The organism is Burkholderia sp. BKH01, assembly GCF_025685725.1.
Lineage (GTDB): Bacteria > Pseudomonadota > Gammaproteobacteria > Burkholderiales > Burkholderiaceae > Burkholderia > Burkholderia pyrrocinia_C.
In genome coordinates, this window is sequence record NZ_JAOTQT010000041.1 from 1 (window position 1) to 22,008 (window position 22,008).

Consider the following 22,008-nt stretch of genomic DNA (forward strand, 5'->3'; position numbering starts at 1 on the left):
GAGACCGACGAGACCGACGAGACCGACGAGACCGACGAGACCGACGAGACCGACGAGACCGACGTCAAGCCGCCTCGTTGCGCCACTGCGCGCACGCGGCGGCGATCTCGCGCGCGAGCGCGATGCACGACAGCGGCGCGGAGCCTTCCGCCTTGTTGTTGATCGTGATGATCACGGGCTGACCAGCCAGCGCGTAGCGCGCGGCCAGTTCGGCGAGCGCCGAGCGCGTGGCCGGATCCTCGTCGACGAGCTTGTCGAACGGTTCGTACTTCGCTTTCGCCTGTTCGTACTTGAAGCCGCCGTGCAGGCTCCAGCGCACGATCAGCGGGCCCGGCGCATCGCCGTCGAGCAGTGCGAGCGCGGCAGCCTGGCGCAGCGGGTCGGGCATCCGCGCGTGCAGGCCGACGCAGTAGCGCACGCCGAGCGCGGCGAGCGCGCGGATGAAGCGCGGCGTGAGCAGGCTCGCGTCGCGGATCTCGATCGCGTAGCGCGGGCCGTCGGCTTCCGGCGGCAGCGGCGGCAGTGCCGCGAAGAACGCGGCGAGCCGGTCGATCAGCGCGGCCGGTTCGGCGAGCAGATGATCGGGCAGCGGCGAGAACTGGAACACGAGCACGCCGGCCTTCCGGCCGAGCCCTTCGAGGCAAGGCTGCACGAATTCGCGGGTGGCGAGCTGTGCATCGAGGAAGGTCGGGTTCGGCCCCGAAGGCTCGCCGCGCCGGCCGCGCACGACCGCGTCGGTCACGGAGGCCGGCGCCTTCACGACGAAGCGGAAATCGTCGGGTACCTGCTGCGCGTAGCGCAGGTAGTCGGCCACCGACAGCGGGCCGTAGAACGACCGGTCGAGGCTCACGCTCTTCAATAGCGGATGCGCGCCGTACGCTTCGAGCCCTTCGCGCGACAGCTTCGTCTGCGCGAAATCGCCGTCGTAGACGATGCCGTTCCAGCCCGGGAAGTACCACGACGACGTGCCGAGCCGGACGTTAGGCGGCAGGCCGGCCGCTGCGTCGGCGACGTCCGCCGCGATTGGTGCGGGCGGCACGCCGCGCCGGCGCCGGCCTTTTTTCGTCGACGCGGCCGGCGGCGACGGTTCGTCCCACAGCAGGCCGGAGGCGGGCGGCGGTTCTTCGTCGGAAGGGCGGGAGGCTGCGCGGGCGGGCGGCGCCTGCCGCGCATCGTCGTGCGGATTCGACGTCACGCGTTCATCGGCGTTTTCAGGGCGCGTGTCGCCTGCGGGCGGCGACGCGCGCGCAGCGTCCGGCGGCACGCCGAACAGGTCGAATTGCCCGTCGGCGTGCGACTCGTCCGTGTCGTCGCGCTGCTGTCGTTCCGGCGGCACCTTGCGCCGCGTCCTGCCGTCACCCATGCATGCCCAGCGTGAAGCGCCGCCTAGCGCGGCAGCGCGTGTTCGTACATATAGCGCCGCGACCACGGCAGCGTTTTCGCGCTGCGTCCGGCCTTGCGGCACACGATCTGGAAGATCGACACGTCGTCGTGCTCGAACGCATACGCGCAGCCGGCGAGATACACGCGCCAGATGCGGAATTTTTCATCGTCGACGAGTTTTCGCGCTTCCTCGGCCTTCGCCTCGAAGTTTTCCGTCCAGATATCGAGCGTGCGCGCATAGTGCCGCCGCAGGCTTTCGACGTCAACCGCTTCCAGCCCGCCGCGCTGCGCCGCTTCGAGTGCGAGGCTGATGTGCGGCAGCTCGCCGTCCGGGAACACGTAGCGGTCGATGAACTCGCCGCCGCCGAGCGCCGTCTCGCCGCTTTCCGCGTCGGTCGACGTGATGCCGTGGTTCATCGCGATGCCGTCGTCGGCGAGCAGTTCGCGCACCCGCGAGAAGTACAGCGGCAGGTTCTTGCGGCCGACGTGCTCGAACATCCCGACGCTCGTGATGCGGTCGAACTGGCCGTCGATCTCGCGGTAATCCTGCAGGCGGATCTCGATCTTGTTTTCCAATCCCGCGGCCTTCACGCGCGCGGTCGCGAGGTCGAACTGGTTCTGCGATAGCGTCACGCCGAGACACGTCGCGCCGAACTTCTGCGCGGCGCGCAGCACGAGCGCGCCCCAGCCGCAGCCGATGTCGAGCAGGCGCTGGCCCGGCTGCAACTGGATCTTCGTCAGGATGTGGTCGATCTTCTTGATCTGCGCGGTGGCAAGATCCTCGTCACCGTTCTCGAAGTACGCGCACGAGTACACCATGTTCTCGTCGAGCCACAGCCTGTAGAACTCGTTCGAGACGTCGTAGTGATACTGGATCGCCTTCCTGTCGGTGTTCTTCGTGTGGCTGAAGTAGCGCCTCACGCGCGCGAGCTTGCTCGCGCTCGTCACCGTGCTGCGCGCGAGCGAGTAGCCGATGTTGATGATGTCCGACAGCTTGCCCTCGATGTCGATCTTGCCCTTCACGTACGCCTCGCCGAGGTTGTCGAGGCTCGGTTCGAGCAACAGCGGCAACGCCGACGCGCTGTTGACCTTCAGCGTGACCTGCGGCGCGCTGAAGGTGCCGAAATCGAGTTGGTCGCCGTTCCACAGCACGAGGCGCGCCGGTATGTTCGCTTTCGCCCGTACTTCGTCCGCCCACTGTGCCAGCTTCTTTTCCCAGAACATTTGGAATCTCCGTTTGTTCGTTGAATCGAATACAGCCAAGTATCTTGACGGCGCCCGCCGCTTGCGACGCGGGCGCCCGGATGCAACACGAGACACGACCGGCGTGCGCCGGCGCCGCGCTTACGGCGACAGGCGCGAAATCGTCCAGCTCGGCGACGCGGTCGCGTCGCGCGTATAGAGCAGACGGTCGTGCAGCCGCGACGGGCGGCCCTGCCAGAACTCGATCGCGTCGGGCACGAGGCGGTAGCCGCCCCAGTGCGGCGGGCGCGGCGGGGCGTCGCCGTAGCGTTCGCTGACGGCCTTTTCGCGCGCTTCGAGCGTTGCGCGGCTGTCGATCACCGCACTCTGGTCGGACGCCCATGCGCCGATGCGCGAGCCGAGCGGGCGCGATGCGAAATAGCGGTCGCTATCTTCCGCGCTGGTTTTCTCGATCCGGCCTTCGATGCGCACCTGGCGCTCGAGTTCGATCCAGTAGAACAGCAGCGCCGCTTGCGGATGCTCGGCGAGATCGCGCCCCTTGCGGCTTTCGTAATTGGTGAAAAAGACGAACCCGCGTTCGTCGACGCCCTTGATGAGCACGATCCGGGCCGACGGCCGGCCGTCGGCGCCGACGGTCGCGAGCGTCATCGTGTTCGGCTCGGGCAGCCGGGCGGCGAGCGCCTCCTTGAACCAGCGGTCGAACTGGACGAAGGGGTCGGGGGCGGCATCGGCTTCGTCGAGCGAAGCACGCGAATAGTTGATGCGGAGATCGGCGAGAGTCGTCATGTTATGCAAACGCTTCAATCTGGGGTCAGTATAGCGAACGCGCAAGAATCGTGCGTGCACAGTGGCGTGTGCGAGCGGGGAGTTCAGGCAAAATAGAGGGCTGCTCGACTTACGTTTTCCTTGCTGCCATGCCCGCTGCCGACACTGCCCCGCCCAGTTCTTCTGATCTTACCCCGACCCCGACAATCCAGCTTGACGTGGATCGAGAGCGGCGTTTCGGCGGCGTCGCGCGGCTGTATGGCGCGCCGGCGGCCGCCGCTTTCGAGCGTGCGCATGTCGCGGTGATCGGGATCGGCGGCGTCGGGTCGTGGACGGCCGAGGCGCTCGCGCGCAGCGCGATCGGCACGCTGACGCTGATCGATCTCGACAACGTCGCGGAAAGCAATACGAACCGGCAGATCCATGCGCTCGATGGCAATTACGGCAAGCCGAAGGTCGACGCGATGGCCGAGCGGATCGCGCTGATCGATCCCGCGTGCCGCGTGAACCGGATCGAGGATTTCGCGGAACCCGACAACTTCGACGCGCTGCTCGGCGGCGGCTTCGACTACGTGATCGATGCGATCGACAGCGTACGCACGAAGGTCGCGCTGATCGCGTGGTGCGTCGCGACGCGGCAGCCGCTCGTCACGGTTGGCGGCGCGGGCGGGCAGCTCGACCCGACGCGCATCCGGATCGACGATCTCGCGCTGACGATCCAGGATCCATTGTTGTCGAAGGTGCGCGCGCAGTTGCGCAAGCAGCACGGCTTTCCGCGCGGGCCGAAGGCGCGTTTCAAGGTCAGCGCCGTGTATTCGGACGAGCCGCTGATCTACCCGGAAGCGGCCGCATGCGACATCGAGGACGGCGCGGAGCCGTCCACGGCCGCGCACGTCGCGGGGCTCAACTGTGCGGGATTCGGTTCGAGCGTTTGCGTGACCGCGAGCTTCGGCTTCGCGGCCGCCGCGCATGCGCTGCGCGCGATCGCGGCGCAGGCCGCCGGCTGAACGGCGAAGCGCGCGTTGCTTCATGCTGCGGCGCGGGATACGCGCTGCCGGCGATACGGCGTCCCAGCCGGGCCGTTGCGGCCCGGCCGGTCGTTCGTCAGTTGAGCGCCATGCTCAGCTTGCGCCGCCATCCAGCGACGATATCGGGGCGGTCGCCGGCAAGTTCGAACACCGAGATCATCGTCTTGCGGCCGAGGTCGTCGCCGTACGCACGGTCGCGCAGCACGATTTCCAGCAACTGCTCCAGCGCACCTTCATACGCACGCCGCGCGATCAGGCTCTGCGCGAGGTCGAAGCGCGCGTCGAGATCGCCCGGGTTCGCGGCGATGCGCGCTTCGAGCGCGTCCGTCGGCGGCAGGTCGGCCGTTGCGTCGAGCGCGTCGAAACGGGTCTTGATCGCCTGGTAGCGTGGATCGCCTCCTTCCACGATCTGCGGCGACAGCCGCTCGGTCTCGGCGCGCGCGACTTCGACCTGATTGTTCGCGAGCAGCAGTTCGATCAGGTCGAGCCGCGCGTCGTCGAAACCGGGGTTCAGCGCGAGCGCCGCTTCGAGGTGCGTGAGCGCGTCGTCGTAGCGCGATTCGGCCATCGCGTACTGCGCGGCGCGGCGTTCGGCTTCCTCGGGCGCCGGCAGCAGCCGGTCGAGGAACGCGCGCAACTGGCCTTCGGGCAGCACGCCGACGAACTGGTCGACCGGGCGCCCGTCCGCGAACGCGATCACGTGCGGGATGCTGCGCGTCTGGAAATGCGCGGCGAGTTCCTGGTTCTCGTCGACGTTGACCTTCACGAGCTTCCAGCGACCGTCGTAATCGGCTTCGAGTTTTTCGAGCAGCGGGCCGAGCGTCTTGCAGGGGCCGCACCACGGCGCCCAGAAGTCGACCAGCACGGGCGTGTCCAGCGACGCCTCGATGACGTCTTTCTCGAATGTGGCAAGCGTGGTGTCCATGTCGTTCTCTTCCGTTCGAATATCGTCAGGATGGGGGCGGCGCGCGTGTTTTTCAACGCGGCTTCGATTCGGGCAGCGGAATCCACTCGGTCTCGCCCGGCACCTTGCCCATTTCCTGGCGCGTCCAGGCTTCCTTCGCGCGCGCGATCGCGTCGCGGCTGCTTGCGACGAAATTCCATTCGATGAAGCGCTCGCCGTCGATCCTGTCGCCGCCGAGCAGCATCGCGCGCGCGCCGCCGGCGCTCGTCAGCGTGACCGTCGCGCCCGATGCGAGCACGGCCATCTGCTCGGCCGGAACCGGCGTGCCGTCGATCGCGAGATCGCCGTCGACCACGTAGACCGCGCGCTCCTCGTGCGACGCGTCGAGTTCGACGCGGCCGCCGGCCGCGAATTCGGCCGCGACGTACAGCGTGCGCGAGAACGTCGTGACCGGCGAGCGCAGCCCGAACGCATCGCCGGCGATCACCGTCAGCGACACGCCGTCTTCGTCGCGCTTCGGCAGCGTGTCGGCCGCATGGTGCTCGAACGACGGCTCGGTGGTTTCGTGCGCGCGCGGCAGCGCGACCCAGGTCTGGATCCCGTGCACGGTATGGCCGTTTGCGCGCAGCGCGTCGGGTGTGCGTTCGGAGTGGACGATCCCGCGGCCGGCCGTCATCCAGTTCACGTCACCCGGCACGATTTCCTGCCGCGAGCCGAGGCTGTCGCGGTGCAGGATCGCGCCGTCGAACAGGTAGGTGACGGTGGCGAGCCCGATATGCGGATGCGGCCGCACGTCGAGCCCCGTGCCGGCAGGCAGCGTGGCGGGCCCCATGTGATCGAAGAAGATGAACGGGCCGACGAGGCGCGCGGCAAGCGCGGGCAGCGTGCGGCGCACCTGCAGGTTGCCGATGTCGCGCACGTGCGGCTTCAGCAGGGCTTTGATCGAGTCGTTCATGGCGGGTCCGGTGGTGCGATGGGGATGAAGGTCATTGTAATAGCCGCCCGCCGACGATTCCATGCGCGCCGCGCGGGTATCGGGCCGCGCGGCGAAACCCGGTAGACTGACGCGCTTCTCAAGAAAACGCCGGGCCGCCCCAAGTCTTCCGCCCCGAAGGAAGTCCCCCGTGGGGGATGCCCTCCTCGGGGGGCATGGCGCGAAGCGACCGGGTTGGGGGTACTTTGCACAACGATTCGACAATCGAGGAGACGCGGATGATGGCCCCGAAGGACTTGCTGCTCGCGCTGGTCGTGATCCTGGCGTGGGGCGTGAACTTCGTCGTGATCAAGGTCGGCCTGCACGGGATGCCGCCGATGCTGCTCGGCGCGCTGCGCTTCACGCTCGCGGCCGTGCCCGCGGTGTTCTTCGTGCGCCGGCCGCAGATTCCGTGGCGCCTGCTGGTGCTGTACGGCGCGACGATCCAGCTCGGCCAGTTCGTGTTCCTGTTCACCGGCATGTACGTCGGCATGCCGGCCGGCCTCGCGTCGCTCGTGCTGCAGTCGCAGGCGTTCTTCACGCTGGTGTTCGCGATGCTGTTCCTCGGCGAGCAGCTGCGCGTGCAGAACCTGGTCGGGCTTGCGATCGCCGCGGGCGGGCTCGTCGTGATCGCGGCGCAGGGCGGCCGCGCGATGACGCTCGCGGGTTTCCTGCTGACGATCTGCTCGGCCGCGATGTGGGCGTTCGGCAACATCGTCACGAAGAAGGTCGGGAAAGCGAACCTCGTGTCGCTCGTCGTGTGGGCGAGCCTCGTGCCGCCCGTGCCGTTCTTCCTGCTGTCGCTGTGGTTCGAAGGGCCGCAGCGGATCGCGACCGCGCTCGCCGGGCTGAACGGCGCGTCGATCTTCGCGGTCGTCTATCTCGCGTTCGTCGCGACGCTGCTCGGCTACGGGCTGTGGAGCCGCCTGCTGTCGCGCTACCCGGCCGCGCAGGTCGCGCAGTTCTCGCTGCTGGTGCCGATCGTCGGGCTCGCGTCGTCCGCGCTGCTGCTCGACGAGCACCTGACGCGCGCCCAGCTGCTCGGCGCGGCGCTCGTGATGGGCGGGCTCGCGGTGAACGTGTTCGGCGGGAAACTGATGCGCCGCTTCGCGGCGTCGTGACGCGCCGGCACGCGCTGCGTGCCGGCGGTGGGGCGGGGGGGGGGGGCCGGGTACGGCCGTCAGGCCATCCGGTTCTTCGCGAGCGGCGGATTCGCGGCGAAATAACGCTTGATGCCGCGGAAGATCGCGTCGGCCATCTCGTCGCGATAGCTGTCGTCGTTGAGCCTGCGCTCTTCGTCCGGGTTGCTGATGAACGCGGTCTCGACGAGGATCGACGGAATGTCGGGCGCCTTCAGCACCGCGAACCCGGCCTGTTCGACCGAGCCCTTGTGCAGCTTGTTGATGCCGCCGACTTCCTTCAGCACGTAGTTGCCGTAGCGCATCGAATCGCGGATCTGCGCGGTCGTCGACATGTCGAACAGCGCGCGGCTCACGGCCGCGTCCTGCGTCTTGATGTTGATGCCGCCGATCAGGTCCGACGAGTTTTCCTTGTTCGCGAGCCAGCGCGCCGCGGCGCTCGACGCGCCGTGATCGGACAGCGCGAACACCGACGAGCCGCGCGCGGACGGCGTCGTGAACGCGTCCGCGTGGATCGACACGAAGAGATCGGCGCCCACGCGGCGCGCCTTCTGCACGCGCACGTTCAGCGGCACGAAGAAATCGGCGTCGCGCGTCATCATCGCGCGCATGTTCGGCGCGCCGTCGATCTTCGCGCGCAGCTTCTTCGCGATGTCGAGCGCGATGTGCTTCTCGTACGTGCCGCCGCCGCCGATCGCACCCGGATCCTCGCCGCCGTGGCCCGGATCGATCGCGACCGTCAGCAGGCGCACGGTGCCGCCCTTGCCGGATTTCGGCGCGGTGAACTTGTAGGTGTCGCCGTCGTCGTCGCTGTCGTCGCGGCGCGCGATGACGGGCGGCGGCTTGATGGCCGGCTTTGCGGGCGTCGCAGGCGTGCCGGCAGCCGGCGGCGTGTGCGGCGTGGCCGGCGTGTTCTGCGCGAAGCGCTGGAAGAACGCGTCGCTGTTGTCGTTGCCCGCGACGGGCGGCGTCGCCGGCCCGTTCAGCGCGCTCGGCGGCTGCATCTGCTGCGCGCGCGCCGTGTCGTTGAGCGCTTGTTCCTTGCGTTCCGTCTGCGCGATCAGGTCGGTCAGCGGATCGGGCGCGACGGCCGGATACAGGTCGAACACGAGCCGGTACTTGTAGGTGCCGACCGGCGGCAGCGTGAACACCTGCGGCTTCACCGAGCCTTTCAGGTCGAACACCATCCGCACGACGTGCGGCTGATACTGACCGACGCGTACCGACTGGATCTGCGGATCGTTCGGCGCGATCTTCGACACGAGGTCGCGCAGCGCCTGGTCGAGATCGAGGCCGTTCAGGTCGACGACGAGACGGTCGGGACCCTGCAGCAGTTGTTGGCTATTCTGCAGCGGCTGGTCGGATTCGATCGTGACGCGCGTGTAATCGCGCGCGGGCCATACGCGCACGCCGAGCACCGACGACGCGTGCGCGAGCCGCGGCGCGACGAGACCGAGCACCAGCGTCGATGCACCCGCGCGCAGGATCTGGCGGCGCCGCCAGTTGTGCGTCGCGGTGGCCGCCGATTCGATCGAGCGGAACGGTTTGATCAACATCTTTCGAGACATGCCTTTCCTGAAGCGCTGTACGCCCGGACGGTGAGGGCGCGGCCGTCGCCGTCCACGTCGAGCGAGAAAACCAGATCGGGCACGCCGAGCAGCGCGCCCGCCTGTTGCGGCCATTCGACGAGGCAGATCGCGCTGGAATTGAAATATTCGCGAAAGCCCGCGTCGGACCATTCGGCCGGATCGTTGAATCGATACAGATCGAAGTGATAGACCTCAAGTTCCCCATCGCTGCGTTCGAGCGCGTACGGCTCGACGAGCGTATAGGTCGGGCTGCGCACGCGTCCCTGGTGACCGAGGCCACGCAGGATCGCGCGCACGAGGCTCGTCTTGCCCGCGCCGAGATCGCCGACCAGCTGGATCTGCAGCCCGTCGAACGCGTGCGCGCGGGCGAGATCGAGGCGCGCCGCGTCGAGCGCGTGCGCGAAGCGGGTGCCGAAGGCCTCGGTCGCCGCTTCGTCGGCGAGCGCGATCACGCGCTCCGCGAACGGGGCAGGCAGCGTGGCGGCATGAGGCGTATGGGACGTGGCTGGCATTCTCGTAAAATAGTGCGATGAACCGATTACCGGAACTCGCCGCATCCGACAGGCCTTCGACTCAAGCCGAAGGCGCGGAGCCGTGCGCGCTCGACGATGCGGCCTTGACTGCGCTCGCCGCTCGCATCAGGGCGTGGGGGCGCGAATTGGGTTTCGGGGCGATCGGCATCAGCGATACCGATCTCTCGGATGCCGAAGCAGGCCTCGCCGCCTGGCTGGAAGCCGGATACCACGGCGAAATGGATTATATGGCGAAACATGGGACGAAACGCGCGCGGCCGGCCGAACTTGTGGCCGGTACGCGACGCGTGATTTCCGTGCGGCTCGCCTACCTGCCGGCCGAAACGCTCGCCGCCGGCGCGCCCGGCGATGTGCCCGGCGCGCTCGCGCCGCACGACTGGCGCGCACGCGAACGGGCGCGGCTCGACGATCCGCAGGCGGCCGTCGTGTCGATCTATGCGCGCGGCCGCGACTATCACAAGGTGCTGCGCAACCGGCTGCAGACGCTCGCGGAGCGCATCGAGCGCGAAATCGGCGCGTTCGGCTACCGCGTGTTCACCGATTCGGCGCCCGTGCTCGAGGTCGAGCTCGCGCAGAAGGCCGGCGTCGGCTGGCGCGGCAAGCACACGCTGCTGTTGCAGCGCGATGCGGGCTCGCTGTTCTTCCTCGGCGAGATCTACGTCGACCTTCCGCTGCCGACCGACGCGCACACGTCGCCCGATACCGCGCCCGAGACGCCGGGCGCGCATTGCGGCAGTTGCACGCGCTGTATCGACGCGTGTCCGACCGGCGCGATCGTCGAGCCGTACCGCGTCGATGCGCGCCGCTGCATCTCGTACCTGACGATCGAACTGAAAGGCAGCATCCCCGAGCCGCTGCGGCCGATGATCGGCAATCGCGTGTACGGCTGCGACGACTGCCAGCTCGTGTGCCCGTGGAACAAGTTCGCGCAGGCCGCGCCCGTGGCCGATTTCGACGTGCGGCACGGCCTCGACCGCGCGACGCTCGTCGAGCTGTTCGGGTGGGACGCGGAAACGTTCGATACGCGGATGCAGGGCAGCGCGATCCGGCGCATCGGCTACGAAAGCTGGCTGCGCAATCTCGCGGTCGGGCTCGGCAATGCGCTGCGCGCGAGCGCGGACCGGCTTGCGCCGCAGGCGCGCGACGCGATCGTCGCCGCGTTGCGCGCGCGGGCCGACGATCCGTCGCCGGTCGTGCGCGAGCATGTCGAATGGGCGCTGCGCGCCGCGTGAAGGCGGCGTAAAGTGTCGTCGGCGCGCGGCGGTGCCGCGCGCATCCATCGCTCAGGAGAGGGCAATGTTCAATGCAGTCATCGACGCGCCGTTCGGCAAGGTCGGCATCCGCACGGACGCCGCGGTGGTGCGCGAGATCGTCTATCTGCCCGAATCGGTGAAGTCGGTCGATCCGGATTCGCCGCTCGCGAAGCGCGCGGTCCAGCAGATCGAACGTTATTTCGAGCGTGCGTCGGCGCGCTTCGACCTGCCGCTCGCCGAAGTCGGCAGCGCGTTCCAGCATCGCGTGTGGGACGTGATCAGCGATATCCCGCCCGGCACGGTGCTGACCTACGGCCAGGTCGCGAAGCGGATCGGCAGCGCGCCGCGCGCGGTCGGCCAGGCGTGCGGCGCGAACTATTTCCCGCTCGTGATCCCGTGCCATCGCGTCGTCGCGGCGGGCGGCCTCGGTGGCTTTGCGAACCACGACGACAACGGTTATTACCAGAAGGTGAAGCGCTGGCTGCTGGCGCACGAGGGCGTGCCGTACTGATGAGCGAACCATTGATTTCCACCGAAGCGGACGGCGATGCCGCCGCGGCATCGCCCGCGCTGCTCGCGAGCCGCGCGTCGATCGATGTGTTCTGCGATGCGCTGTGGCTTGAGCACGGGCTCGCGCGCAACACGCTCGATGCATACCGGCGCGATCTGGTGCTGTTTTCCCAATGGCTGGCCGCGACGCACGACGCGCCGCTCGATTCGGCCGACGAGGCGATGGTGACGGGCTACATTGCCGCACGCAGCGACGGCAAGGCGACGTCGTCGAACCGACGGTTGTCCGTGTTCCGTCGCTATTACGGCTGGGCCGTGCGTGAGCATCGTGCGAGCGCGGACCCGACGCTGCGGATCACGTCCGCGAAACAGGCGGCCCGGTTCCCGTCAACACTGTCCGAGGCGCAGGTCGAGGCGCTGCTCGGTGCGCCCGACATCGGCACGTCGCTCGGCCTGCGCGATCGCACGATGCTCGAGCTGATGTATGCAAGCGGGCTGCGCGTGAGCGAGCTCGTGACGCTGAAGACCGTCGAGGTCGGCCTCAACGAGGGCGTCGTGCGCGTGATGGGCAAGGGTTCGAAGGAGCGGCTCGTGCCGTTCGGCGAAGTCGCGCACGGCTGGATCGAGCGCTACCTGCGCAATGCGCGGCCTGCGCTGCTCGGCGCGCGCGCGGCCGACGCGCTGTTCGTGACCGCGCGCGGCGACGGGATGACGCGCCAGCAGTTCTGGAACATCATCAAGCGCCACGCGCAGCAGGCCGACGTGCGCGCGCACCTGTCGCCGCACACGCTGCGGCATGCGTTCGCGACGCACCTGCTGAACCACGGCGCCGACCTGCGCGTCGTGCAACTGCTGCTCGGCCACAGCGACATCTCGACCACGCAGATCTACACGCACGTCGCGCGCGAGCGGCTGAAGACGCTGCACGCGCAGCACCATCCGCGCGGCTAGCGTTCGGGGCGCGCGAATCCAGCACGGCGCGTTCTTCGCTGCGCGCGCCGGCCGGCGTCAGGCCAGCTCGCGCAGCTTGTGCTTCAGCACCTTGCCGGTCGATGCGGCCGGCAATGCGTCGAGCACGCGGATGTGGGCAGGGCGTTTGTAAGGCGCCAACCGCTCCGCGCACCACGCGTGCAACGCCGCTTCGTCCGCCGCCGCACCCGGCACCAGTTCGACGAACGCGAGCACTTCCTCGTTGCCTTCGACCGCGCGGCCGATGACGGCTGCCTGCACGACGTCCGGATGCGCATTCAGCACCTGTTCGACTTCGACCGGATACACGTTGAAGCCGGACCGGATGATCAGTTCCTTGCTGCGGCCGGCGATCGTCACCGCGCCGTCGGCTTCCTGCCGCGCGAGATCGCCGGTGCTCAGCCAGCCGTCCGGCGACACGGCCGCGCGCGTGGCGTCCGCGTTACGGTAGTAGCCGAGCATCACGTTCGGCCCGCGCACGCGAATCTCGCCGACCTCGCCTTGCGGCACGTCGGTGCCGTCCGGCGCGACGATCCGCATGTCGACACCCGGAATCGGCACGCCGACCGAGCTGTCGGCACGCGGCGCGTCGAGCGGCGTCTGCGTGATCGTCGGGCTGCTTTCGGTCATCCCGTAGCCGTTGTGCAGCGGCACGCCGTACACGCGCTCGACGCGCGCCTTCAGGTTCGCATCGAGCGGCGAGCCGCCCGAATACGCGAAGCGCAGGCGCGGCGCGTGCCACGCGTGGCCGTGCGTGTGCAGGTGTTCGAGCAGCTTCGCGTGCATTGCGGGCACGCCCTGGAAGATCGTGACGCCTTCGTCGGCGAGCGCGATGCGCACGGCCTCCGGCGTAAAGCGCGGTGCGAGCCGTAGCGTCGCGCCCGCATACAGGCTGCCGAGGCAGACCGACGCGAGCCCGTACACGTGCGACACGGGCAGCACCGTGTAGACGACGTCGTCCGGCGACACGCGGCGCAGCGTGCTCGACGTCGCCGCGATGAACAGCAGGTTGCGGTGCGACAGCATCACGCCTTTCGGTGCGCCGGTCGTGCCGGTCGTGTAGATCAGCGCCGCGCATTGCGCGGCACCGTCGGCGGCCACCGGTTCGGCTGGTGCGCTCGCGTCGATGCGATACGACCATGCGCCGATGTCGACCGGTAGCGCGTCGGCGGGTGTCGCACCGAGCCGGGCCGCGTGGGCGCGCGCATCGGGCGACGCGTCCGTCGCGAACGCGATCAGCTTCGGACGCGCGTGTGCGGCGATCGCATCGAGTTCGCCGGCCGACAGCCGCGCGTTCGACACGAGCGCCCACGCGTCGACGCGGGCGACCGCGAACAGCAGCACGATCTGCGCGACGCAGTTTTCCGCGACGATCATCACGCGGTCGCCGCCTTGCACGCCGAGGCTCGCGAGCCGCTCAGCCGCCGCATCGACGGCCTGCGACAAGTCGCCGTACGACAGGCGGCGCGCGTCCTCGATCAGCGCCGGATGCGCGGGCGCCCGCGCGGCCCAGCGCGCGGGCACGTCGGCGATGCGGTCAGGCAGCGCGGCGAGCAGCGCATCGACGTCGAGCGACTCGGAAGAGCGGATGGGCGAGGGCATGGCGTCTCCAGAAAAGGGGCGGGCGGCGGCGTGACGATGTTCGCGAACGATCGTGCCATGACGGCGCACGCGCCACAATCGGCCAATCGGGCAATAGCGCTTCGCGATGTTCGCAATGATGATGGGCGGAATCGTCACGGCGATGCGGCTCGCCGCCCTGCGGAAAACGGGCCGCGAGTATACCGCCGGCGCGGGCACGCCATCGCGCGCGCCGGTCGTTCGCCATTAGAATGCCGCCATGAGCAAATCCAGACACGTGTCCGAAACCCCGGCGACCCAGCTATTGCGCCGCCACGGCGTCGCGTTCGGCGAGCATCCGTACGAATACGTCGAGCACGGCGGGACCGGCGAATCGGCGCGCCAGCTCGGCGTCGACGAGCACAGCGTCGTGAAGACGCTCGTGATGGAGGACGAACACGCGAAGCCGCTGATCGTGCTGATGCACGGCGACCGCACCGTGTCGACGAAGAACCTCGCGCGGCAGATCGGCGCGAAGCGCGTCGAGCCGTGCAAGCCCGAGGTCGCGAACCGCCACTCGGGTTATCTCGTCGGCGGCACGTCGCCGTTCGGCACGCGCAAGACGATGCCCGTCTACATCGAGGCGACGATCCTCGAATTGCCGACGATCTACCTGAACGGCGGCCGTCGCGGCTACCTCGTCAGCCTCGCGCCGGCGGTGCTCACGTCGCTGCTCGGCGCACAGCCCGTGCAGTGCGCGAGCGTCGACTGAGGGTTTCACCTTCGTGGCAGGCCGCGCTCGTTCGGTAGAATGGGCGCCGTTTCGGCTCGTCGCGCACGGCCGTCCCTTTACCGATACGTTGAAAGAAGAGTCCTCCGCATGCAGATCCTGCTCGCCGCCCTCGTTGCCTACCTGATCGGTTCGGTGTCGTTCGCCGTCGTCGTCAGCACCGCGATGGGCCTGGCCGACCCGCGTTCGTACGGGTCGAAGAATCCCGGCGCGACCAACGTGCTGCGCAGCGGCAACAAGAAAGCCGCGATCCTGACGCTCGTCGGCGACGCATTCAAGGGCTGGATTGCCGTGTGGCTCGCACGGCGCTTCGGCCTGCCCGACGTCGCGGTCGCATGGGTCGCGATCGCCGTGTTCCTCGGCCACCTGTATCCGGTGTTCTTCCGCTTCCAGGGCGGCAAGGGCGTCGCGACCGCGGCCGGCGTGCTGCTCGCCGTGCACCCGGTGCTCGGGCTCGCGACCGCGCTGACCTGGTTGATCGTCGCGTTCTTCTTCCGCTACTCGTCGCTCGCGGCGCTGGTGGCGGCGGTGTTCGCGCCGGTGTTCGACGTATTCCTGTTCGGCACGAGCCACAACCCGGTCGCATGGGCCGTGCTCGCGATGAGCGTGCTGCTCGTGTGGCGTCACCGCGGCAACATTTCGAAGCTGCTCGCAGGGCAGGAGAGCCGGATCGGCGACAAGAAGAAGGCGGCCGCGGACGGCGGCGCTCAGGACGGCGGAAAAGCCTGAGGAAGCGGCGCTTGCCGCGCGCCGGGCGCGCCGCGTGTGCGGGGCCCGGCGGAATGACGGGACGGATCGGCCGGCGATCAGTCGCGGAAGTTGTTGAAGTCGAGCGGCGTATCGGTCACGTCCTTGCGCAGCATCGCGATCACGCTCTGCAGGTCGTCGCGCTTCGTGCCCGCCACGCGCACCGCGTCGCCCTGGATGCTCGCCTGCACCTTGATCTTGCTGTCCTTCACGAGCCGCACGATCTTCTTCGCGAGATCGCCCGTCACGCCTTTCTTCACGGTGACGATCTGCTTGACCTTGTCGCCGCCGATCTTCTCGACCTTGCCGTAGTCGAGGAAGCGCACGTCGACGTTGCGCTTGGCCAGCTTGCCGATCAGCACGTCCTTGACCTGGCCGAGCTTGAAATCGTCGTCGGCGAACAGCGTCAGCTCGCGTTCCTTCTGCTCGACGCGCGCGTCGGAGCCCTTGAAGTCGAAGCGCGTCGAAATTTCCTTGTTCGACTGCTCGATGGCGTTCTTCACTTCGATCATGTTCGCTTCGGAAACGACGTCGAACGATGGCATGGCATTCTCCCTTGAGATGCGGGCACCCGGCTCGCGCGCGGGCACTCGCTATAATTGCGGACTGTTTGCCATTTTACCGATGCCCCTCCGTTTGCCCAAGGCCGGCCATGCGCCGCCCGGGTGGACGTGACCGCGAATGCCGATGCCTCCTGACGATTCCGCCCTGTCGCTGCTTCCCGACCATCCGCTCGCCGTGCACAACACGTTCGGCATCGACGCGAGCGCGCGCTTCGCCGCGCGCATCACGCATGCGTCGCAGTTCGAGGCGCTGCATCGCGACCCGCGCGTCGCGAACCTGCCGCAGCTCGTGCTCGGCGGCGGCAGCAATGTCGTGTTCACGCGCGATTTCGACGGCGTCGTGCTGCTCGACGAGATCGCGGGCCGCCGCGTCGTGCGCGAGGACGACGACGCGTGGTACGTCGAGGCCGGCGGCGGCGAGAACTGGCACGCGTTCGTCGCGTGGACGCTCGAGCACGGGATGCCTGGCCTCGAGAACCTCGCGCTGATCCCGGGCACCGTCGGCGCTGCGCCGATCCAGAACATCGGCGCGTACGGCCTCGAGATGAAGGTGTATTTCGATTCGCTGGTCGCCGTCGAGCTATCTACGGGGCGCAGCGAGCGCTTCGACGCCGCGCGCTGCGCGTTCGGCTATCGCGACAGCTTCTTCAAGCGGGAAGGGCGCGGCCGGTTCGCGATCGTGTCGGTGACGTTCCGGCTGCCCAGGCAATGGACGCCGCGGCTCGGCTACGCGGACGTCACGCGCGAGCTCGACGCGCGCGGCATCGCGCCCGATGCGGCGACGCCGCGCGACGTGTTCGACGCGGTCGTCGCGATCCGCCGCGCGAAGCTGCCCGATCCGCTCGTTCTCGGCAACGCGGGCAGTTTCTTCAAGAATCCGGTGATCGACGCCGCGCAGTTCGATGCGCTGCGCGCCCGCGCGCCCGATGTCGTGTCGTATCCGCAGCCGGACGGGCAGGTCAAGCTCGCGGCCGGCTGGCTGATCGACCGCTGCGGCTGGAAGGGGCGCGCGCTGGGCGCGGCGGCCGTGCACGACCGCCAGGCGCTCGTGCTCGTCAATCGCGGCGGCGCGACGGGCGCCGACGTGCTCGCGCTGGCACGGGCGATCCAGGCCGACGTGCGCGAGCAATTCGGCGTCGAGCTCGAGGCCGAACCGGTCTGCCTGTAGCGCGGGTCCGCGCCGGTTTTCACGTACCCAAACAAAAAGCGCCGATCGTCGATCGGCGCTTTTTTTTGTCTGCTGTGCTGGATTCCGGCGGCGCGTCAGTGCTTGAGGCGGCCGAGCAGCAGGAACTCCATCAGCGCTTTCTGCACGTGCAGGCGGTTTTCCGCCTCGTCCCAGACGACGCTCTGCGGGCCGTCGATCACGCCGGCCGTGACTTCCTCGCCGCGGTGCGCGGGCAGGCAGTGCATGAACAGCGCGTCCGGGTTCGCGTGCCCCATCATTTCCTCGTCGACGCACCAGTCGGCGAACGCCTTCATCCGCGCTTCGTTCTCGGCTTCGAAACCCATGCTCGTCCATACGTCGGTCGTCACGAGATCGGCGCCCTTGCACGCTTCGTTCGGATCGTCGAACACCTCGTAGAACGGCGCGCTGTCGGGCGACACGAGCTTCATGTCGAGCGCATAACCCGGCGGCGTCGACAGGCGCAGCTTGAAGCCGAGGATCTGCGCGGCTTCGATCCACGTGTAGAGCATGTTGTTCGCATCGCCGACCCACGCGACGGTCTTGCCGGCGATCGGGCCGCGGTGCTCGTAGTACGTGAAGATGTCGGCGAGCACCTGGCAAGGGTGATATTCGTTCGTCAGGCCGTTGATCACCGGCACGCGGGAGTTTTCCGCGAAGCGCTGGATGACCTCCTGCTCGAACGTGCGGATCATGATGATGTCGACCATCCGCGAGATGACCTGCGCGGAATCCTCGACGGGCTCGCCGCGGCCGAGCTGCGTGTCGCGCGTGCTCATGAAGACGGCGTGGCCGCCGAGCTGGAAGATCCCGGCCTCGAACGACAGGCGCGTGCGCGTCGAGCTCTTCTCGAAGATCATCGCGAGCGTGCGGTCGTGCAGCGGGTGATAGGTCTCGTAGTTCTTGAACTTGCGCTTCAGGATACCCGTGCGTTCGAGCACGTACTCGTAGTCTTCCAGCGAGAAATCCTTGAACTGCAGGTAGTGACGAATGGTTTTGGCGGTCATGAAGCGAAATACGGCGGGTTTCACCCGGCAGCGAGGCCGGACGGCGCCGCCGTCGGGTGTGGATAACTCAAAGCAGCATAAAGGATTTTCTGTGCTTTGACGAGCCGCGAAGAGAAGCGGGGCACGATCGCGGCGCGCGGCCGGCGGTACGGGAAGGGGGCGTCGGGACGACGCGCGATGGCGCGCTGCGGTATAATCGAAAAGTTTTCTCCAGCCCGGCAGGCAAGCCTCCTCGCGCTCTGCCGGACACAAGCTGTGCGCTGCACAAATCCGGTGCGGCACACCGGCAGCGCGCATCGACGTCCAGTTTTCGGGATATCGGAATGCTTGTGCCGCCGTCCATTCCAGCTTTGTGTTCGCGTATCCAGGCGCCGTCGCCTGGGCATCGCCGGGCCGTCACTTGGGTAACCACATGGCTGAAACCCCTCCGACCGAATTCTTCATCCAGGGCATTACGAAAGACGGGAAAAAATTTCGCCCGAGCGACTGGTCGGAACGTCTGGCCGGCGTGATGGCCTGCTTCGGGCCGGGGGCGAGCGGGCCGAATGCGCGTCTCAAGTATTCGCTGTACGTGCGCCCGACGATGCTCGGCGACCTGAAATGCGTGATCCTCGATTCGCGGCTGCGCGACATCGAACCGATGGCTTTCGATTTCGTGCTGAATTTCGCGAAGGACAATAACCTCGTCGTCACCGAGGCGTGCGAGCTGCCGGACTACGGCGCGAAGAAATGATGTTGACGGGCGAGGGCGCCTGGTGCGCCCGCCCTGACTGTCGTCGGTCGACGCGATCGCCGGACGACAGGCAACAAAAAAGCCCGCCTAAGCGGGCTTTTTTGCGATCGCAGGAAACAGGAACGCCCGCGTGAGCGGGCGCACCGGATTTACGCTGCTGCCTGCAGGCCCTTGACGGCTGCGGCGAGGCGGCTCTTGCTGCGAGCGGCCTTGTTCTTGTGAACGATCTTCTTGTCGGCGATCGTGTCGATCGTCTTCACGGCAGCCTTGAACAGCTCGGCAGCCTTTGCCTGGTCGCCGGCTTCAACAGCCTTGCGAACCGACTTGATCGCGGTACGGAATTTCGAGCGCAGCGCCGAGTTGTGCGAGTTTGCCTTCGCGGCCTGGCGGGCGCGCTTGCGTGCTTGTGCGGAGTTAGCCATGACGGTTCCTTATCCTGTCCTGTTTCCAGAGCTTGGAGCCTGACGGCCAAGCGCTGCTTTTCGATCCGTCCCCTGAGAACGATTGCCCAGGGGCGCATAAAAAAACGGTGATTTTAACCGAGGCCGGGACATGAAAACGGCAGTTGCCGTGCATGTACGAGCCCAGAAACGGGCGATTATAGCAACAAAATCAAGCGAGTGACAAGTTCGACGTGACGCGCGCCGGGTGGGGCGCCGGCGGCGTGCGTGCTTTTCGGCATCGGGCGGTGGCCCGGCCACGCAACGTCCGTATAATAAGCGCCCCATGAATCTATTCCGAGCCCTGCTGACGGTCAGCGGCTTCACGCTGCTGTCGCGCGTGACCGGACTGGCCCGCGAGACGCTGATCGCCCGTGCGTTCGGCGCCAGTCAATACACCGACGCGTTCTACGTCGCCTTCCGTATCCCGAACCTGTTGCGCCGCCTTTCCGCGGAAGGGGCGTTCTCGCAGGCGTTCGTGCCGATCCTCGCCGAGTTCAAGAACCAGCAGGGGCACGACGCGACGAAGGCGCTCGTCGATGCGATGTCGACCGTGCTTGCATGGGCGCTTGCCGCGCTGTCGGTCCTCGGGATCGCCGGCGCGTCGTGGGTCGTGTTCGCGGTCGCGTCCGGCCTGCACACCGACGGCCAGGCGTTCCCGCTCGCGGTCACGATGACGCAGATCATGTTCCCGTACATCGTGTTCATCTCGCTGACGACGCTCGCGTCCGGCGTGCTGAATACGTACAAGAGCTTCTCGCTGCCCGCGTTCGCGCCGGTGCTGCTCAACGTCGCGTTCATCGCCGCGGCCGTGTTTGTCGCGCCGCACCTGAAGGTGCCGGTGTTCGCGCTCGCGTGGGCCGTCATCGTGGGCGGCGTGCTGCAGTTCCTCGTGCAGCTGCCGGGCCTGAAGAAGATCGACATGGTGCCGCTGATCGGCCTCAATCCGCTGCGCGCGCTGCGGCACCCCGGCGTGAAGCGCGTGCTCGCGAAGATGGTGCCCGCGACGTTCGCGGTGTCGGTCGCGCAGCTGTCGCTGATCATCAACACCAACATCGCGTCGCGGCTCGGGCAGGGCGCCGTGTCGTGGATCAACTATGCCGATCGTCTGATGGAATTCCCGACGGCGCTGCTCGGCGTCGCGCTCGGCACGATCCTGCTGCCGAGCCTGTCGAAGGCGCACGTCGACGCCGATTCGACCGAATATTCGGCGCTGCTCGACTGGGGGCTGCGCGTCACGTTCCTGCTCGCGGCGCCGAGCGCGCTCGCGCTGTTCTTCTTCGCGACGCCGCTCACCGCGACGCTCTTCAACTACGGCAAGTTCGACGCGCATACCGTCACGATGGTCGCGCGTGCGCTCGCGACCTACGGGATCGGCCTCGTCGGCATCATCCTGATCAAGATCCTCGCACCGGGCTTCTATGCGAAGCAGGACATCAAGACGCCCGTGAAGATCGCGATCGGCGTGCTGATCGTCACGCAGATCTCGAACTACGTGTTCGTGCCGCTGATCGGCCATGCGGGCCTCACGCTGAGCATCGGCGTCGGCGCGTGCCTGAACTCGCTGCTGCTGTTCCTCGGGCTGCGCAAGCGCGGCATCTACCAGCCGTCGTCGGGCTGGCCGCGCTTCTTCATGCAGCTCGTCGGCGCGACGCTCGTGCTCGCGGGCGTGATGCACTGGTTCTCGATCAGCTTCGACTGGACCGGGATGCGCACGCAGCCGCTCGATCGCATTGCGCTGATGGCCGCGTGCCTCGTGCTGTTCGCTGCACTATATTTCGGTATGTTGTGGGTGATGGGCTTCAAATACGCTTACTTCAGAAGGCGCGCCAAGTGACGACCGCAATGACCCGCGTCCTCGACTACTTCAGCACACTCGTGGCGGACGACGACAGCCTGCCCGTCACGGAGACCGCGCTGTCGCTGGCGCAGGACGCGTATCCCGACCTCGACCTGCAGGGCACGCTGGCCGAACTCGACATGCTGGCGGCGCGGCTGAGCCGGCGGCTCGCCGACGATGCTGACCTGAAAGGCCGCGTCGCCGCGCTGAACGACTTCTTTTTCCGTGAGCTCGGCTTCGCGTGCAATCAAAACGATTACTACGACCCCGATAACAGCCACCTGAACGCCGTACTGAAACGGCGGCGCGGGATCCCGATCTCGCTGTCGGTGCTGTACCTGGAGCTCGCCGAGCAGGTCGGCGTGCCGGCGCGCGGCGTATCGTTCCCCGGCCATTTCCTGCTGCGCGTCACGCTGCCGGACGGCGACCTGATCATCGATCCGACCAACGGCCATTCGCTGTCCGAAGCCGAGATGGTCGAGATGCTCGAGCCGTACGTCGCGCGCGCGGCCGGCGCGGTCGACAGCGCATTGCGCGCGCTGCTGCAGCCCGCGACGAGCCGCGAGATCATCGCGCGGATGCTGCGCAACCTGAAGACGATCTATCTGCAGACGGAACGCTGGCAGCGGCTGCTTGCGGTGCAGCAGCGGCTCGTGATCCTGTTGCCCGAGCAGCTCGACGAGGTGCGCGACCGCGGTTTCGCGTATGCGCGGCTCGACTACCTGCGTCCCGCGCTCGAGGATCTCGAGCAATATCTCGGCGAACGGCCGGAGGCGGACGATGCGACCGTCGTCGAGTCGCAGGTGACCGAATTGCGGCAGCGGATGCAGCGCGACGGCGAGGACTGAGCCACCGCGCGACTGCCGGAACCCGGAATGAAGAACGCCCGCATC

The 22,008-nt window shown here is 67.7% G+C and carries 22 protein-coding genes; 11 read left to right on the forward strand and 11 right to left on the reverse strand.

The features are described from left to right. Positions 1 to 64: 64 nt before the first annotated feature. From OEJ37_RS33420 to pdxH, 3 genes are all read right to left on the reverse strand, one after another. Positions 65 to 1,363, reverse strand: a complete 1,299-nt coding sequence (locus OEJ37_RS33420; protein WP_263349271.1) for a DUF72 domain-containing protein — start codon at positions 1,361 to 1,363, stop codon at positions 65 to 67. A 23-nt stretch (positions 1,364 to 1,386) separates the two neighbouring features. Next, positions 1,387 to 2,607 carry an SAM-dependent methyltransferase gene (locus OEJ37_RS33425; protein WP_175941130.1) on the reverse strand — a complete coding sequence of 407 codons (1,221 nt, stop codon included), beginning with the start codon at positions 2,605 to 2,607 and terminating at the stop codon, positions 1,387 to 1,389. A gap of 120 nt (positions 2,608 to 2,727) precedes the next feature. Then, positions 2,728 to 3,372 carry a pyridoxamine 5'-phosphate oxidase gene (pdxH, locus tag OEJ37_RS33430; protein ID WP_263349272.1) on the reverse strand — a complete coding sequence of 215 codons (645 nt, stop codon included), beginning with the start codon at positions 3,370 to 3,372 and terminating at the stop codon, positions 2,728 to 2,730. Positions 3,373 to 3,500: 128 nt separating this feature from the next. On the opposite strand from pdxH, the gene tcdA reads away from it, so the two are divergent. Next, positions 3,501 to 4,358, forward strand: a complete 858-nt coding sequence (gene tcdA, locus OEJ37_RS33435) for a tRNA cyclic N6-threonylcarbamoyladenosine(37) synthase TcdA (RefSeq protein ID WP_174422353.1) — start codon at positions 3,501 to 3,503, stop codon at positions 4,356 to 4,358. Between the two features lie 97 nt (positions 4,359 to 4,455). Here tcdA and trxA read toward each other — a convergent pair whose 3' ends face one another. Together trxA and OEJ37_RS33445 are read right to left on the reverse strand one after the other, a co-directional pair. Next, positions 4,456 to 5,304, reverse strand: a complete 849-nt coding sequence (gene trxA / locus OEJ37_RS33440; protein ID WP_174422354.1) for a thioredoxin — start codon at positions 5,302 to 5,304, stop codon at positions 4,456 to 4,458. A 52-nt stretch (positions 5,305 to 5,356) separates the two neighbouring features. Further along, positions 5,357 to 6,238 (reverse strand): pirin family protein, encoded by an 882-nt coding sequence (locus tag OEJ37_RS33445; protein WP_175919198.1) that lies wholly within the window; start codon positions 6,236 to 6,238, stop codon positions 5,357 to 5,359. A gap of 260 nt (positions 6,239 to 6,498) precedes the next feature. Here OEJ37_RS33445 and OEJ37_RS33450 point away from each other — a divergent pair, with 260 nt between their 5' ends. Then, positions 6,499 to 7,377: an EamA family transporter gene (locus OEJ37_RS33450; RefSeq protein ID WP_174422356.1), complete on the forward strand. Its 879-nt coding sequence runs from the start codon at positions 6,499 to 6,501 to the stop codon at positions 7,375 to 7,377. Positions 7,378 to 7,436: 59 nt separating this feature from the next. Here OEJ37_RS33450 and OEJ37_RS33455 read toward each other — a convergent pair whose 3' ends face one another. After that, positions 7,437 to 8,963, reverse strand: coding sequence for an N-acetylmuramoyl-L-alanine amidase (locus tag OEJ37_RS33455; RefSeq protein WP_175919199.1), 1,527 nt, complete (start codon positions 8,961 to 8,963; stop codon positions 7,437 to 7,439). Then, complete coding sequence (gene tsaE / locus OEJ37_RS33460; protein WP_096471608.1) at positions 8,945 to 9,496, reverse strand: tRNA (adenosine(37)-N6)-threonylcarbamoyltransferase complex ATPase subunit type 1 TsaE; 552 nt, start codon at positions 9,494 to 9,496, stop codon at positions 8,945 to 8,947. Before tsaE ends, OEJ37_RS33455 begins: the two co-directional genes overlap by 19 nt. A 17-nt stretch (positions 9,497 to 9,513) precedes the next feature. Here tsaE and queG point away from each other — a divergent pair, with 17 nt between their 5' ends. From queG to xerD, 3 genes are all read left to right on the forward strand, one after another. Beyond that, positions 9,514 to 10,749: a tRNA epoxyqueuosine(34) reductase QueG gene (queG, locus tag OEJ37_RS33465; protein WP_174421801.1), complete on the forward strand. Its 1,236-nt coding sequence runs from the start codon at positions 9,514 to 9,516 to the stop codon at positions 10,747 to 10,749. Between the two features lie 64 nt (positions 10,750 to 10,813). After that, positions 10,814 to 11,281, forward strand: a complete 468-nt coding sequence (locus OEJ37_RS33470; RefSeq protein WP_174421802.1) for a methylated-DNA--[protein]-cysteine S-methyltransferase — start codon at positions 10,814 to 10,816, stop codon at positions 11,279 to 11,281. Further along, on the forward strand, positions 11,281 to 12,231 hold the full coding sequence (gene xerD, locus OEJ37_RS33475; RefSeq protein WP_263349278.1) for a site-specific tyrosine recombinase XerD: 951 nt from the start codon (positions 11,281 to 11,283) through the stop codon (positions 12,229 to 12,231). Before OEJ37_RS33470 ends, xerD begins: the two co-directional genes overlap by 1 nt. A 57-nt stretch (positions 12,232 to 12,288) precedes the next feature. Here the strand turns inward: xerD and OEJ37_RS33480 are convergent, their stop codons facing one another. Further along, positions 12,289 to 13,851 (reverse strand): class I adenylate-forming enzyme family protein, encoded by a 1,563-nt coding sequence (locus OEJ37_RS33480; RefSeq protein ID WP_263349280.1) that lies wholly within the window; start codon positions 13,849 to 13,851, stop codon positions 12,289 to 12,291. A gap of 238 nt (positions 13,852 to 14,089) precedes the next feature. On the opposite strand from OEJ37_RS33480, the gene ybaK reads away from it, so the two are divergent. Both ybaK and plsY read left to right on the forward strand, forming a co-directional pair. Then, positions 14,090 to 14,581, forward strand: coding sequence for a Cys-tRNA(Pro) deacylase (ybaK, locus tag OEJ37_RS33485; RefSeq protein ID WP_263349282.1), 492 nt, complete (start codon positions 14,090 to 14,092; stop codon positions 14,579 to 14,581). A 108-nt stretch (positions 14,582 to 14,689) separates the two neighbouring features. Further along, complete coding sequence (gene plsY, locus OEJ37_RS33490; RefSeq protein ID WP_174421805.1) at positions 14,690 to 15,328, forward strand: glycerol-3-phosphate 1-O-acyltransferase PlsY; 639 nt, start codon at positions 14,690 to 14,692, stop codon at positions 15,326 to 15,328. Positions 15,329 to 15,405: 77 nt separating this feature from the next. On the opposite strand, the gene OEJ37_RS33495 is transcribed toward plsY, so the two are convergent. Then, complete coding sequence (locus tag OEJ37_RS33495; protein WP_011885818.1) at positions 15,406 to 15,891, reverse strand: YajQ family cyclic di-GMP-binding protein; 486 nt, start codon at positions 15,889 to 15,891, stop codon at positions 15,406 to 15,408. Positions 15,892 to 16,027: 136 nt separating this feature from the next. Here OEJ37_RS33495 and murB point away from each other — a divergent pair, with 136 nt between their 5' ends. Continuing rightward, a complete protein-coding gene (gene murB, locus OEJ37_RS33500; protein WP_174421806.1) occupies positions 16,028 to 17,077 on the forward strand; it encodes a UDP-N-acetylmuramate dehydrogenase in 1,050 nt (349 codons plus the stop codon). 95 nt (positions 17,078 to 17,172) lie between these two features. Here murB and argF read toward each other — a convergent pair whose 3' ends face one another. Further along, on the reverse strand, positions 17,173 to 18,102 hold the full coding sequence (gene argF, locus OEJ37_RS33505) for an ornithine carbamoyltransferase (RefSeq protein WP_034178853.1): 930 nt from the start codon (positions 18,100 to 18,102) through the stop codon (positions 17,173 to 17,175). A 412-nt stretch (positions 18,103 to 18,514) separates the two neighbouring features. On the opposite strand from argF, the gene OEJ37_RS33510 reads away from it, so the two are divergent. Then, a complete protein-coding gene (locus tag OEJ37_RS33510) occupies positions 18,515 to 18,835 on the forward strand; it encodes a DUF3579 domain-containing protein (RefSeq protein ID WP_034178852.1) in 321 nt (106 codons plus the stop codon). 149 nt (positions 18,836 to 18,984) lie between these two features. Here the strand turns inward: OEJ37_RS33510 and rpsT are convergent, their stop codons facing one another. After that, positions 18,985 to 19,257: a 30S ribosomal protein S20 gene (gene rpsT, locus OEJ37_RS33515; RefSeq protein ID WP_006482211.1), complete on the reverse strand. Its 273-nt coding sequence runs from the start codon at positions 19,255 to 19,257 to the stop codon at positions 18,985 to 18,987. Positions 19,258 to 19,561: 304 nt separating this feature from the next. Between rpsT and murJ the strand changes: the two genes are divergently transcribed. Next, positions 19,562 to 21,112 carry a murein biosynthesis integral membrane protein MurJ gene (gene murJ, locus OEJ37_RS33520; RefSeq protein WP_152862810.1) on the forward strand — a complete coding sequence of 517 codons (1,551 nt, stop codon included), beginning with the start codon at positions 19,562 to 19,564 and terminating at the stop codon, positions 21,110 to 21,112. An 8-nt stretch (positions 21,113 to 21,120) separates the two neighbouring features. Continuing rightward, entirely contained in the window at positions 21,121 to 21,963 is an 843-nt protein-coding gene (locus tag OEJ37_RS33525; protein ID WP_152862808.1) for a SirB1 family protein, read from the forward strand. Positions 21,964 to 22,008: the final 45 nt, after the last annotated feature.